Origin of the sequence: Candidatus Uabimicrobium helgolandensis, assembly GCF_041508025.1 — a bacterium.
GTDB lineage: Bacteria > Planctomycetota > Uabimicrobiia > Uabimicrobiales > Uabimicrobiaceae > Uabimicrobium > Uabimicrobium helgolandensis.
On the sequence record NZ_CP165719.1, the window covers coordinates 709,470 to 721,345 of the forward strand.

Annotated in this window: 16 protein-coding genes and 1 pseudogene; 10 read left to right on the plus strand and 7 right to left on the minus strand. The window is 35.1% G+C overall.

What is annotated here, in order from left to right:
- Positions 1 to 128: 128 nt before the first annotated feature.
- The 4 genes from UABHE_RS02600 (at position 129) to gshA (ending at position 3,428) form a co-directional block, all read left to right on the plus strand.
- Entirely contained in the window at positions 129 to 611 is a 483-nt protein-coding gene (locus UABHE_RS02600) for a redoxin domain-containing protein (protein ID WP_372368641.1), read from the plus strand.
- Between the two features lie 163 nt (positions 612 to 774).
- Complete coding sequence (gene pdxS / locus UABHE_RS02605) at positions 775 to 1,653, plus strand: pyridoxal 5'-phosphate synthase lyase subunit PdxS (protein ID WP_372368642.1); 879 nt, start codon at positions 775 to 777, stop codon at positions 1,651 to 1,653.
- Positions 1,653 to 2,243 carry a pyridoxal 5'-phosphate synthase glutaminase subunit PdxT gene (pdxT, locus tag UABHE_RS02610; RefSeq protein ID WP_372368643.1) on the plus strand — a complete coding sequence of 197 codons (591 nt, stop codon included), beginning with the start codon at positions 1,653 to 1,655 and terminating at the stop codon, positions 2,241 to 2,243. The genes pdxS and pdxT overlap by 1 nt, the downstream gene beginning before the upstream one ends.
- A gap of 51 nt (positions 2,244 to 2,294) precedes the next feature.
- Positions 2,295 to 3,428, plus strand: a complete 1,134-nt coding sequence (gene gshA / locus UABHE_RS02615; protein WP_372371554.1) for a glutamate--cysteine ligase — start codon at positions 2,295 to 2,297, stop codon at positions 3,426 to 3,428.
- 116 nt (positions 3,429 to 3,544) lie between these two features.
- On the opposite strand, the gene UABHE_RS02620 is transcribed toward gshA, so the two are convergent.
- Both UABHE_RS02620 and UABHE_RS02625 read right to left on the minus strand, forming a co-directional pair.
- Positions 3,545 to 3,856 carry a glutaredoxin family protein gene (locus UABHE_RS02620; RefSeq protein WP_372368644.1) on the minus strand — a complete coding sequence of 104 codons (312 nt, stop codon included), beginning with the start codon at positions 3,854 to 3,856 and terminating at the stop codon, positions 3,545 to 3,547.
- Positions 3,849 to 4,103 carry a BolA family protein gene (locus UABHE_RS02625; RefSeq protein WP_372368645.1) on the minus strand — a complete coding sequence of 85 codons (255 nt, stop codon included), beginning with the start codon at positions 4,101 to 4,103 and terminating at the stop codon, positions 3,849 to 3,851. The genes UABHE_RS02620 and UABHE_RS02625 overlap by 8 nt, the downstream gene beginning before the upstream one ends.
- A 161-nt stretch (positions 4,104 to 4,264) precedes the next feature.
- Between UABHE_RS02625 and UABHE_RS02630 the strand changes: the two genes are divergently transcribed.
- Positions 4,265 to 4,606 carry a hypothetical protein gene (locus tag UABHE_RS02630; RefSeq protein WP_372368646.1) on the plus strand — a complete coding sequence of 114 codons (342 nt, stop codon included), beginning with the start codon at positions 4,265 to 4,267 and terminating at the stop codon, positions 4,604 to 4,606.
- 461 nt (positions 4,607 to 5,067) lie between these two features.
- Here the strand turns inward: UABHE_RS02630 and UABHE_RS02635 are convergent, their stop codons facing one another.
- Together UABHE_RS02635 and UABHE_RS02640 are read right to left on the minus strand one after the other, a co-directional pair.
- Positions 5,068 to 5,430: a four helix bundle protein gene (locus UABHE_RS02635; protein WP_372368647.1), complete on the minus strand. Its 363-nt coding sequence runs from the start codon at positions 5,428 to 5,430 to the stop codon at positions 5,068 to 5,070.
- 106 nt (positions 5,431 to 5,536) lie between these two features.
- Positions 5,537 to 6,198 (minus strand): annotated as a pseudogene (locus tag UABHE_RS02640) (IS1 family transposase).
- Positions 6,199 to 6,428: 230 nt separating this feature from the next.
- On the opposite strand from UABHE_RS02640, the gene UABHE_RS02645 reads away from it, so the two are divergent.
- From UABHE_RS02645 to UABHE_RS02655, 3 genes are read left to right on the plus strand one after another with little or no spacing between them, the layout of a single operon-like run.
- Positions 6,429 to 6,965, plus strand: coding sequence for an RNA polymerase sigma factor (locus UABHE_RS02645; protein WP_372368649.1), 537 nt, complete (start codon positions 6,429 to 6,431; stop codon positions 6,963 to 6,965).
- Positions 6,962 to 7,711: a hypothetical protein gene (locus UABHE_RS02650; RefSeq protein ID WP_372368650.1), complete on the plus strand. Its 750-nt coding sequence runs from the start codon at positions 6,962 to 6,964 to the stop codon at positions 7,709 to 7,711. Before UABHE_RS02645 ends, UABHE_RS02650 begins: the two co-directional genes overlap by 4 nt.
- A 9-nt stretch (positions 7,712 to 7,720) precedes the next feature.
- A complete protein-coding gene (locus tag UABHE_RS02655) occupies positions 7,721 to 9,397 on the plus strand; it encodes a HEAT repeat domain-containing protein (RefSeq protein ID WP_372368651.1) in 1,677 nt (558 codons plus the stop codon).
- Between the two features lie 223 nt (positions 9,398 to 9,620).
- On the opposite strand, the gene UABHE_RS02660 is transcribed toward UABHE_RS02655, so the two are convergent.
- From UABHE_RS02660 to UABHE_RS02670, 3 genes are all read right to left on the minus strand, one after another.
- Positions 9,621 to 10,442, minus strand: coding sequence for an IS982 family transposase (locus tag UABHE_RS02660; protein ID WP_372368653.1), 822 nt, complete (start codon positions 10,440 to 10,442; stop codon positions 9,621 to 9,623).
- A 156-nt stretch (positions 10,443 to 10,598) separates the two neighbouring features.
- Positions 10,599 to 10,745: a four helix bundle protein gene (locus tag UABHE_RS02665; protein ID WP_372371555.1), complete on the minus strand. Its 147-nt coding sequence runs from the start codon at positions 10,743 to 10,745 to the stop codon at positions 10,599 to 10,601.
- A gap of 12 nt (positions 10,746 to 10,757) precedes the next feature.
- Entirely contained in the window at positions 10,758 to 10,892 is a 135-nt protein-coding gene (locus UABHE_RS02670) for a hypothetical protein (RefSeq protein ID WP_372368654.1), read from the minus strand.
- A 277-nt stretch (positions 10,893 to 11,169) separates the two neighbouring features.
- On the opposite strand from UABHE_RS02670, the gene UABHE_RS02675 reads away from it, so the two are divergent.
- Together UABHE_RS02675 and UABHE_RS02680 are read left to right on the plus strand one after the other, a co-directional pair.
- Complete coding sequence (locus UABHE_RS02675) at positions 11,170 to 11,382, plus strand: hypothetical protein (protein ID WP_372368655.1); 213 nt, start codon at positions 11,170 to 11,172, stop codon at positions 11,380 to 11,382.
- Positions 11,383 to 11,537: 155 nt separating this feature from the next.
- On the plus strand, positions 11,538 to 11,831 hold the full coding sequence (locus UABHE_RS02680; RefSeq protein ID WP_372368656.1) for a hypothetical protein: 294 nt from the start codon (positions 11,538 to 11,540) through the stop codon (positions 11,829 to 11,831).
- Positions 11,832 to 11,876 lie beyond the last annotated feature (45 nt).

An 11,876-nucleotide genomic window follows, 5' to 3' on the forward strand; every position in this document is an offset into this window, starting at 1 on the left:
ATATCATTAGGCAACTGTGCGTTTCTAATCTATACAGCGGAAATAAGGCCAAAAATATTTAAACCGTTTTGATATGAAAAAATAAAAGGCATCTTGACCGCCCTAATCATTTATATTAAGGATAAACAATGTCTGAACAAAATACTTTAAAGGTTGGAGATCTTGCGCCTGATTTCACTTTAAAAAGTCATGATCTACAGGATGTAGCTTTAAGTTCTTTTAAAGGAAAAAATGTTGTACTATTGTTCTTTCCTTTTGTTAATACTGGTGTTTGCGAAAAAGAGCTCTGTTATGCTCGCGATAACATGGGGAAATATGAAGAGTTAAATGCTCAAGTATTGGCAATTAGTGTCGATAGTCCATTTTCTCAAAAGCTTTGGGTTGAGAAACATAAGTTTTCTTTTCCTCTTTTGAGTGACTTTAACAAAAAAGTTTCTGCATTATACGGAAGCCTTTTTGCAAGTTTTGTCCCTGAAAAATTTGATTTTCATGGCGTATCAAAAAGAGCTGCGTTTGTTGTTGATGCTGAAGGAAAATTAAAATATTGCGAAGTACTGGAAAGCCCAGGAGAAGAACCTAATTACGATGCTATTCAGCAAGCTTTAGTTTAAAAAAACAATTTAGGATGTAGCCCTCATCCTAAACTCTACGGGTCATTTACTTGGGGTTTTCCCCAAGTAGAAACTATCCAAATAACAAAACTCAATCGTTTTGTCACTCCAAATATACCTATATTTGAGTTAAAAAAACAATTCTTTAGAGATAGGAAATACAATGGAAAATAGAGAGCAATTAAATAAAAATTTGGCGCAAATGCTTAAAGGCGGCGTTATTATGGATGTTGTAAATGCTGAACAAGCCAAAATTGCAGAAGATGCAGGTGCTGTGGCAGTAATGGCCCTAGAGAGAGTTCCCTCAGATATACGTAAGGATGGTGGTGTAGCAAGAATGTCAGATCCTTCCTTGATTATCGAAATCAAAGAAGCCGTCTCTATCCCCGTAATGGCCAAAGCACGTATAGGCCACTTTGTTGAAGCGCAGATACTAGAGGCGCTAAAAATAGATTATATTGATGAATCAGAGGTTTTAACTCCAGCAGATGAAAAGCACCATATAAACAAAAAGAATTTTTCTATTCCTTTTGTTTGTGGCGCAACTAACTTAGCAGAAGCATTACGCCGTATTGCAGAAGGTGCAGCAATGATAAGAACTAAGGGAGAAGCTGGTACGGGAAATGTTGTTGAGGCTGTTAGGCACATGCGTACTATTAAAGATGGTGTTAGAACTATTTCACGTATGGACCATGAAGAACTTATTGTGTGGGCAAAAGAAAACGGAGCACCTTATGAATTAGTATGCCAAGTAGCTAAAGATGGAAAGTTACCTGTCGTAAATTTTTCTGCAGGAGGAATAGCGACACCAGCTGATGCAGCTTTAATGATGCAGTTAGGTGCTGAAGGTGTATTTGTCGGTTCGGGTATTTTTAAATCTGAAAATCCAAGTAAAACCGGTGCTGCTATTGTCAAAGCGACTAGCGATTATAAAAATGCGCAGCTCTTAGCTGAAGTTTCTAGAGACTTAGGAAATGCGATGGCTGGCTTAGAGATATCGCAGATACCAGAGGAAAAAAAATTGGCGAAGCGAGGCTGGTAATGAAAAATATAGGTGTTTTGGCCTTCCAAGGTAGTGTAATTGAGCACGATAAAAAATTACGCGCTGCAGGAGCTACTACACAAGAGGTGCGCTACCCACAAGATTTAAATGGTATTGATGCTATTATTCTTCCTGGCGGTGAAAGTACTTGTATCCACAAAATGTTAAATGCGTTTAAGCTTATGGAACCTTTAGCAAAAAAAATACAGCAAGGTTTACCAGTATGGGGAACTTGTGCGGGAGCCATACTTCTTTCTCGTAGCATTGACGGGAAAAAAAATACAACTTCTCTAGGAATACTCGATATAGAAATAGAGCGTAATTCTTACGGAGGTCAACTAGACAGCTTTCAATATCAAACGACATTGCCTTTTATTGATAATAGCGATGTAAGCTTGATTTTTATTAGAGCACCTCGTATTGTATCTATAGGTGCTTGTGAAAAGTTATTGTGCGTTGAACAAAATCAACAACAAGAGATTGTTGCTATTAAAAAAAATAATATACTCGTAACTACTTTTCATCCTGAGTTAGATACAGGTTGTGCATTTCACCGTTATTTTATCAATGAATATGTCAAAGCTTCTTAAATAATATATTTGCAAAACTATATTTTAATAAATCCGGGATTAAGGAATTTAATATTGTTGAACAAAGGTTTTGAAGTAGAAATGTACACTGGTACATACGAAGCGGAAATCATTGGGTTGTCTGACAAAATTAGTAGAGATCTTGAAGGATTTGAAAGAGAACCTGATACCCGAAATGTAGAATATATCACTTCACCAACGCGCGATTACAAAGAGTCTCTTTGTAAGCTTATACAGCCGCGGGTGATGCTAAGAGAATATCTCAAAAGTCGTAACTATACTATTATTCCTGGTAGTGCTTTGTCATTGGGAGATACAAAACACTTTGATCGTTCTTACCCTGATAATCCATACCATGATTTTATAGAACAAACTTACGGAACAAATGTTGTTACGGCAAGTATACACATCAACCTAGGAATTGGTGATCCAGAAGTATTGATGCGTGTTTGCCGTGTTATACGCATGGAAGGTTGTATGTATTTAGCCATGAGTGCTTCGTCACCTTTTATGGATAATGAAGTAACGGGTTATCACTCAACAAGATGGAAAAGATTTCCTAAAACTCCAAAAATAGTGCCACTATTTTCTAACCATCGGCATTATATCGACTGGATGGAAGAACAGATTCGTTTAAAAAATATGCAAAATGTTAGGCATTTATGGAGTAGTGTAAGGCCGAATGGCAATAAACGTCCTTACGAACTTAATAGACTTGAACTGCGTATATGCGATTTGGTTTCTGATCCAATGGAAATAGTAACTCTTACAGCTCTTTTAGAGGCACGTGTTATTCAGATAATGAATGATGAAACTATTGACCCACTTACAAAAGATTTTAGCAATGAAGAGTTGCGGATTATTGCCGATGATAATGACGAAAAAGCAGCTGAAAAAAGCTTAGAAGCACAAGTTATGAATTGGGAAACTGGGCAAACAGTTACCATGAAGAGCTGGATTGAGGATATATATTCACAAACAAAAGACATAGCCAAAAAGCATAATTTCGGATGTTGTATAGATAAAATTCCGCGTATGCTTGACCAAGGTAGTATGTCACAGCAGTGGTTAAAGCTTTTTAATGATGGACATTCTATCCAAAACATCTTGAAATCAGCTATACAGTCAAATATTCTTCGCGAAAAAGAAATATTTGCTGAAGTTTGTTCTAATAAGAAAAATTAAATTTTGGTTAGGGCGTTTATAATACGCCCTAATTGATTGGTTTTCAATAAAACGATTACGAATCACAAATATTGGATCGTTCCAAGTTTTGACTTTCCGCCTTAAGTAAATGAGATTTATTCAAGTTTATTGCCAAGAATACCACTGTCGTACAATTCTTGAACTTCCTCACTTCCACCTATAAATTCGCCATTTACATATAGTTGAGGAAGAGAAGGCCAATCACTAAATACTTTAACACCTTCGCGTATAGCAAAATCATTGAGAATATCAATGTTTTTAAAGTCGTGAAGACCATGTTCTTTCAACATCATAACAATATTAGCGCTCAAACGACACATTGGCGAAGAAGGTGTTCCTTTCATAAAAAGAACAACCTTGCTTTCATCAATTATTTTTTTTATTTCGCGTTGAATGTCTCTACTCATGATTAGCTAATTTTTGAAATTCAGCAATAGTCAGAGTTTTTAAAGCCAAGGCATGTATTGCTCCATCCATCGCATCTCCCAAAGACTTGTATACCATTTGGTGTCTTTTTACTCGACTAATTCCTTCAAAACTATTGCTCATAACAATAACTTCAAAATGATCACCACCTCCAGTATAGTCATTCACACGAATTTCAGCATCGGGGATCGAAGCTTTTATATTTTCACTAAGCTGTTCAGGAGTCATATTTGTTGTCCTTTAAAGTAGGGGGTGACACACCCTAATTTTTGTTGAAGAATGTGGCTATATTTTTTGTTACACCCTAAATTAACTAGAGTGTCCAAATTTCTCACAGTTTAGACTGGAATTTTTTATTTGTCAACTAATTTTACCAAGGAAACCAAACTATGAACATCATAGATATTGTATTATTTTTTGCTATATATTTCTGTAGTATGTCTTTAGCCTTGCGTATTATGCAACATCGATTGCAATGGAAAAACCTATTATTTATGTCGGTCGTTTTAACATGTGTACCGCTAGTTTCTAAGAGCCTAGTTACTTTTATAGATAAAATCGAGTTAATTAGAAACCCGATGCAGTTTCTTGTTGCCTTATTGTCTATAATAGTATTTGCGGTACTGACAAAAAAAATAATAAAATGCTCTGCTAAGGAAAATGCACAGCTAACAATATGCTGGTTTTTTGTATTTTTTTTGATGCAACTTATGGCTCGTTATGCTATTTAGATTGATAAAAGTGCAGAAATGCACTTGCGCCAAGATGCGAGACTTTGTGTAAGTGACTTGTACGACGGTAGTCCATATCATGTAGTGATTAGGTGTTGTTGATGAATTGCTGTTATTAAGATAAAGTGTATCTTCCAAAGAGTATATTGAGGGAGATATAGAAATGTCCAAGGCAAAAGCGAAAAGAAATACAAGAAGAAGTAAGCTGGTACTAAGTGACCCGCCAAAAGTAATTACCCATTGGCATTTTGCTCTTTTATTTCCTAGCTTTGTTGCTCCTTAGTTACGCAGCTATAGCTGCGCGCCTTCGTCTCGCCGCGCTAGAAAATAAAATCCCTGCATTCAATGGGTAACTACTTTTGTCAGGCCACTTAACAGAACAGACATGAAAAGAAATGGAGTATAAGTGAGTAATCTGTAGGTTCAAGAAATCTTAATTCTTAATTCTTAATCCTAATCCTTTAAGGGGCGCGGCCTTTGGAAGTTCTTTTGATCAAAAGAACCAGCATTGAGACAATTGACCGCAGCACATTTTTTCCCAAATTAATTTGCTCTTTAGGGTAGTATTCTTTGGTAATTATTATATCTAAAGCGCCAGCACTTTCAAGCGCAGATCCTCTAGCAATATCAAAGTAGCGATCTTTAGGTGTATATTTTCCGTTTCCTTCTGCAATATTTAAAACAATCGAGGTTGATGCTCTATCCAACTGATAGAGCGCAGCCAATTTTCTTGGTAACTTTTTTAGTATAGGATTGCACCATTTTATGAATTCTATTGCTTGTTGGTATACTTTCAGTTTCTCGTGGTCAAAATATGCTTCCATTTCAACGCTCCAGATTAAGATTAAGAATTAGAATTATGATTAAGATCCTTCTATTCTAAATCACAGAGCGACAAAACTTCCAAAGGCTTTATATTCTTTTATAGCATTAATTCGTCAGCAGTACCTGGTTCTGTAGTAAAGAATTATAATGGTGAATGAATAACCAAAGAGCGTCAATATGGTTTTCGATTTTTTTGGAAAAAGAAAGAGCTTTACGGACGAGTCGAGAAACTCTTTGCCGAAGGGTATTGTTAAAACGTTCAATGTAAGCTGTTTTACCAGTATGTTTGCCAACAGCTTTGTGACGTTTAGAAGGAAAAACCTCAGAATAAGAATCCCAAAAATCAGTATAAGATAAAGCGCATTGCCTGTATACCGCTGGTAAAGAATTCCAAAGACCTTGCGCTCCTTCTTTATCACGTTTTGCAATGTGAGCTCCGACAATTTCTTTAGTGTTGGTATCTATAGCTAACCAAATCTTATTGCTTTTATTGCTTTTTTTACTTCTACCCTAGGTGATGCTGTCGCGTATTTTTTGTTCACATATTTTTGTAACCAAAACTCCGATATTCCTGTAACTCTGGATATTCCTGCAATCGGACTTTTTTCTAATAGCAGTTTATCCACCAAGTTCCATTCTTCTTTTGAAATCGTTTTCTTTGTTCGATTTATTATGTATTGTCCACATTCTTTACATTTCTGCTTTGCTTTTCCGTACACGCTTCCATTTTTTATAGACTTCTTCGAGCCACATTTCGGACATTTCATTCATATCTCCTTTTCTGATAACTACTTTTTTGTTTTAAATTGTATCAAAAAAGAAGTTTTTAGAAAACATCACTACATGATATGGACTACCTCAATATCTTTAATCAACATTCTTTCATTTGATTACTGCGACTTTTGTGCACAATTTTAATTTTTTGCGCAAAATTTTAAAAAACTTGGTGTTATAGATAGTAAGACATTAATAATTTGTTACTTACAAAAGGATAGATATGGATGAATGGTTAATTAAGCGTGCACGTAGCGGAGATCAAGAAGCCTTTTCTATGCTTGTTCTAAGACATCAAATGTTTGTTGTAAACATTTGTTATCAGTTTTTACGAGTACGAGAAGATGCTGAAGACACTACCCAAGAAGTATTTATAAAACTGTATAGAAATAGTTCTCAATACCAGGCTCAAGGTAAATTTCGTTCGTATCTTGCAAAAATTGCAACCAATGAGTGTTTAAATCGATTGCGACGGGAAAAAAAAATGAAAACAGTACGTTTAGAAGAATATACTCATGCAAATGTGCCGCCAACAAAAGAAGAAAATATTTCTCCTAAATTACAAGAGGCCCTTGATCAACTTCCAACAAGGCAAAGATTAGCATTTCTAATGAAAATTCATGGTAAAGCTTGTTATGAAAGCATTGCTTCAGAATTAGAATGTCCAGTGTCAGCTGTTGGTAGTCTTATTTTTAGAGCAAGGCAAACGCTTCAAAGAAAATTAAAAAGTTCCTCCGAGGAACAGGAGGCTTCTCAATGAGTTGCGAATTATACCAACAACAACTTTCCTTACTTTTGGATAATGAGTTAAATATTCAAGATTTTCCTGATCTTAATAAGCACTTGGAACAATGTTCATTGTGTACAAAAATGTATAATGATTTCCAGGATATAGACGAAGAATATCAAAAATGTTCTTATCCTTTTCCTGCACCCGATATAACAGGGCAGCTAGTCAAGTGTGTAGCCGTTTCTCATTCAAAAAGAAATATGTTACCGCTCATAGCAGCGATTTTTTTAGCTTTTGTATTTGGCGTTTTGTTGACCATTGCTTATGGAAAGGTTAATAGCGATACAATATACGTTGTGCAACCTTCTGATTTGGAGCCAAATATCGATATTATTGATCAGTTGGTTTTATATCAGCAACAGAAAAAATGGCAGAAGGCCAAACCACTACTCAAAACTTTGATTCGCGAAAATGAAGATAGCCAAATCCTAGCGATAGCTTCCTTTTATCTAGCCCAGGTATATGTACAAGAAAAAAAATTTTCACATGCAATCAAAGTCTTAAGCGATTTTTCTAAGTTTACTGAATTAAACATGATTGATCAGGTTGACTACAATAGTTTTGTCTCTGAACATTCTGATTCAACTATTTTTATCAAAGATGCTTTAACTCTAGCAAAAAAGCTGCAAAGCCTTGTGAAATATGCAGAGGACAAAAAGCTTATTAAAGAGCAAATAAAACTTTTAGAATTACTTTCCAAAGGGAAAATATTTTAAGGAAAAAAAATGAAAAAACTATTATGCCTATTTTTTATAATAACTTTGCAAGTAATTGCTCAAACTGAAACTGTTGCAAGTTTACGTATGAGAAAGGAATTATATAAAGCAATTGAAGAAATTTATCCAAGAGCTAAAAATTTGCCTAATTTTTCTGATGTTCAGCAACAATTAAGTAATGAAGATATAAATGAAAAATTGCGCGCTGTTATTCGTTTAAAAGACTTTGATGACAATCATAATATTGTTATTCCTCTTTTAATAAAATTTTTAAAAGACCCCAACAAAGAAATACGAGAAGAAGCTGCTTGGGGTTTAAGTTTTTTAAATAAACATGCGTACGATGCGATCCCTTTCTTAGTAAAAAACCTAGGAGACAAAGAATGGGGGCCAAAACGATCAGCGGCTTATGCTCTAGCAGTTATCGGCGTGCAAAAAATTATTCCGCAACTTATTCTTAGTGAAAATATAGAAGTGCGCGCAACAACAGCAAGAATTCTATACTATATGGAAGATGAAGTTCTGCCCTTTACTGAGGCAGTGAAAGAACTTTTAGAGGATAAAGAAGAAAAAGTTAAGAATGCTGCTTTACTAGCCTGGGAAAATATTGAAAAATATTCTGGAGAGAAAGAAATCATAAAAGCTATTGCTAATTCAGCATCAAGTAAAGATTCATTGAAACGCAAAGCCACCTTGAAATATTTAAAATCGTTAACGCTAAAAGATATGAGAATTTCAACATTAGGGATCTTAGTTAAATTGTGCAAAGATTCGAATTTCGAAATAAAAGAGGCTGCGTGCGACATTTTACTAAATTTAGAGGAAGCGAAAGGACCTTTTGTTGATAAGAATATTCCAAAAATTCAGATTGAAAGAATAAGTCGTTGGTCTGTACGTCGTAGAACGAAAAGGGCTTTACAACAGCTAGATATTAACTATATTACAACCGCGTTTCCTCGATTAATGAAAGAAATAAAAAGCTTTGATTGGAAAACTCGAAGGAGAGCTTTAGATAGACTTGGCGAAATTGGCAAAGTTAATCCTGATATTATTATTCCTGCTATCACCAAATGCCTTTTTGATGAAAATGAAGAAGTGCAGTTAGCTGCTGCTTTTGCTTTGGGAAATTTAGGTACCTTAGCAAGTAAAACTGCACCAGATTTAATAAAAATATTGTCAACAGATTATTGGCGTTTACGCCGAGGTGCGGCAATGGCTTTAGCCGAAATAGGTGCCATAAAAGAGATTTTACAATTAGCAGAACATAAAAATCCAAATATGCGTCAAATGGCGGCGCGCGCTTTATATGATTTGGAAGAGAAAGCACTAGATTATACAGATACAATACAAAAACTACTTCAAGACCCAGATAAAGACGTTCGAGAAGAGGCCCAACATTCTTGGAAAAATGTTCAAGAGTATAAGAAATTTTTTGAAGAGGTTGAAGAAGGGTTACAACTTACTGTTAGTGAATCTGTTAAAGATCGTATTCAAGCAATAAAATTTCTTTCTTCAACAGGTATTCTTGCTGTTCCTACCTTCTTGAAGTTTTTACAAGACCCTGATACTCGAGTTCGACAACAAGCAAGGAAAATTCTTTTAGGAATCCAAAATATGGAAGCAATTAAATCGCAAGATATAATAAAAAGATTAACAAAACAAAAAAGACTTAGAGAAAAAAAATAACGCATGCTGAATATAGAAGCGTGGACACTTATTACGCTCTTCAATTGAAGTAACACTTTGATTTTATAGATATTACTAGGTCTATCATTATTCAAGATGTTTTTTCAAGCCCGCTTGCGAGCCCGATTGCAAAGCTTTTGATCAAATAAACAGGCATTTCACCTTTAGAAAGTTTCGGAAGCGAGTTCGATACTACTTACAGTATCATAACTTAAGTTGTGACCTAAAAATAACAAGAAAAAGTGAAAGCGAGAACAAAAAGGACAACTTTTAACTCAAATCCATAAGAGGTAACAGCATGAATTTTCTTTGGAAAAAAAGAAGTGATCTGACTAAAAGTATTTTCAATCCTTTTACGGGTAACCTTTTGAATAAACTCAGTAGCTCGGGAAAAAGCCCTTTTAGAATTTTTCTTTCTCTGAGGTAAGATAGAGACATTAAGAGCTTCGGAAACAATATCTTCGAAAGAGTAGTCGTTGTAAGATTTATCAGCAAAAACAAAAGAGTTTTCAGGGATATCTAATTGAAATTGTTTGAGAACACGACAATCATTGCAGCCGCCAGGAGCAAGCAAAAACTCAACTGGTAAACCAGTTTTGGTGACGAGCATATGAACCCGCAAACCGAAAAAATAACGACGTTTGCTTGCAACACAACTCCGATGATCTTGTGTATTGTATATTTTGCAACGACTAATGCGAATATTGTCACAGACCGGAATAGGGAAACTATCTATGATATAATCTCGCAGATTGTTTCGCTTACTAATTTCAGCAAACAAATGAAAAAGAGAAAGCCATACACTTTCACCAATAGCACGTATGCGGCGATTGAAACGACTTTTACTTAGCATTTTTTTGATGTAGCCATGCTCAGCTAAAAAATTTCGTCCTTTTTCAAAGTTGCCAGAAAAGTAGAGCATAGAAACTAATGCTGTTGTCATAATTTCTGAATTAGTCATTTTAACTTGAGGATCTTCTACAATCTTGAGTGCTTGTGTTATCTCATCACATATACAGAAAATAATTATAATTTCTTTTTCCATGACTTTCTCCTTCTTGTTTTTCTTACTTTAAGAGAAGAGTCGTTATAACAGTATAAAAAAACGATGTGTGCAATTCGATTTTTGAGGTTCGTGGTCGTGGATCGATATTCCATGTGCGAAAATTAGACTATTAACTTTGAAAGCATACAAATTATTCTATAGAGTAGTTTTTTCTTTTGAGTCTATTATTTGGGCTATCTTAGCAACATTGAATACTGCACTACATTCATTTGCTGATGCTCTTGCTATAGAGAAAAACCTTGCTTTCTCTTTTTTGCTAAATTTGGCATTGCCTTCTGCTATATTAAGAGGGACTCAAGGCGATGCTCTTTTTAGCTGATCCTTTAAATAGCTGTAACCTGATGGCATTTTCTCCATCGCATTAAATGTTTCTTTTGTATATTCTAGTGATACTTGATATACATCTAATTTTTCATGATTAAAATTCATTGCATTACCCTTACTTCGTGCCATGTGCCACGACTGCGTCTCACGAGATTCGAACCGCGCACATCGAATTTGTAAGAGTAATTATACCAGACTGTACGATAACTTTTATAGGTCGCAACTTGGGTTAATATAAACAATGATATTTTAACGATATCTGTTACGATAACACGCCTTACAACAGAGTGGTTATCACTAATTTAATTGATGACAGTAAAAGAATAAATACACTTAGTTCAATATCAACATTGTAGTAATTGGTCATAATTTCGAGGGAACTATGGAATATCTATATCAAGTCAATATTCAAGATGAGGTTCTTGGACGTATTGAAAGAACCGAAGCTCACCAAAAAGGTATTTTACATCGTGCAGGAGTGGTTTGGATTTTTAATTCTAAGCAACAGGTTTTCTTAAGCAAGTCGCAAAAAGTTTTTAAAAGCACGCAGCTTGCCTTTGAGTGTCATAGCGGCGTTGAGCCTTCGGTTACATAGCTACAGTTATGTGCCTCTCAGGCTCTCCTTGCTCTGACACTCAAATTCTACGCTGACTTGAAACGTGCTCAAAACTTTTTGCGACTCACTTAACTACAAGAAGCGAATCCAAGAGCATTTTTCCCAATTGTGTAGATTGTGCCTGCAGTTTCCATGTGAAATACGGACAAACATATCAACAAGCAGCGACCGTAGAATTACAAGAAGAAACAAACCTCTGTGAAAAACCTAATTTTTTAGGTAAATTTGTTGTTAATGAAGAACCTGATCGTATGATTGTGGCAGTTTACAATATCATTTCTGATAAGAAAATTACTTTAGATCCAACAGAAGCGTATAATGGAAATTATTACAGTTTAGACGAAGCAGAACGACATATAAGAGTAAATAACACTACCCACTGGCTTCCACAGTCTTGGGAAATAGTAAAAAATACTTTTGCCCATTAAACTAAATCAAATTCAAAATAGAGAATTCTTGTCCTTCGCGATAAA

Bases quoted from the DNA above. Each gene is read 5' to 3' on its own strand.
- UABHE_RS02620 (WP_372368644.1), bottom strand. From the start codon at position 3,856: ATGAGTAGAGACATTCAACGCGAAATAAAAAAAATAATTGATGAAAGC.
- UABHE_RS02635 (WP_372368647.1), bottom strand. From the start codon at position 5,430: ATGGAAGCATATTTTGACCACGAGAAACTGAAAGTATACCAACAAGCA.
- UABHE_RS02645 (WP_372368649.1), top strand. From the start codon at position 6,429: ATGGATGAATGGTTAATTAAGCGTGCACGTAGCGGAGATCAAGAAGCC.
- UABHE_RS02650 (WP_372368650.1), top strand. From the start codon at position 6,962: ATGAGTTGCGAATTATACCAACAACAACTTTCCTTACTTTTGGATAAT.
- UABHE_RS02670 (WP_372368654.1), bottom strand. From the start codon at position 10,892: ATGAATTTTAATCATGAAAAATTAGATGTATATCAAGTATCACTAGAA.
- UABHE_RS02660 (WP_372368653.1), bottom strand. From the start codon at position 10,442: ATGGAAAAAGAAATTATAATTATTTTCTGTATATGTGATGAGATAACA.
- pdxT (WP_372368643.1), top strand. From the start codon at position 1,653: ATGAAAAATATAGGTGTTTTGGCCTTCCAAGGTAGTGTAATTGAGCAC.
- UABHE_RS02675 (WP_372368655.1), top strand. From the start codon at position 11,170: ATGGAATATCTATATCAAGTCAATATTCAAGATGAGGTTCTTGGACGT.
- UABHE_RS02600 (WP_372368641.1), top strand. From the start codon at position 129: ATGTCTGAACAAAATACTTTAAAGGTTGGAGATCTTGCGCCTGATTTC.
- pdxS (WP_372368642.1), top strand. From the start codon at position 775: ATGGAAAATAGAGAGCAATTAAATAAAAATTTGGCGCAAATGCTTAAA.
- UABHE_RS02630 (WP_372368646.1), top strand. From the start codon at position 4,265: ATGAACATCATAGATATTGTATTATTTTTTGCTATATATTTCTGTAGT.
- UABHE_RS02655 (WP_372368651.1), top strand. From the start codon at position 7,721: ATGAAAAAACTATTATGCCTATTTTTTATAATAACTTTGCAAGTAATT.
- UABHE_RS02625 (WP_372368645.1), bottom strand. From the start codon at position 4,103: ATGACTCCTGAACAGCTTAGTGAAAATATAAAAGCTTCGATCCCCGAT.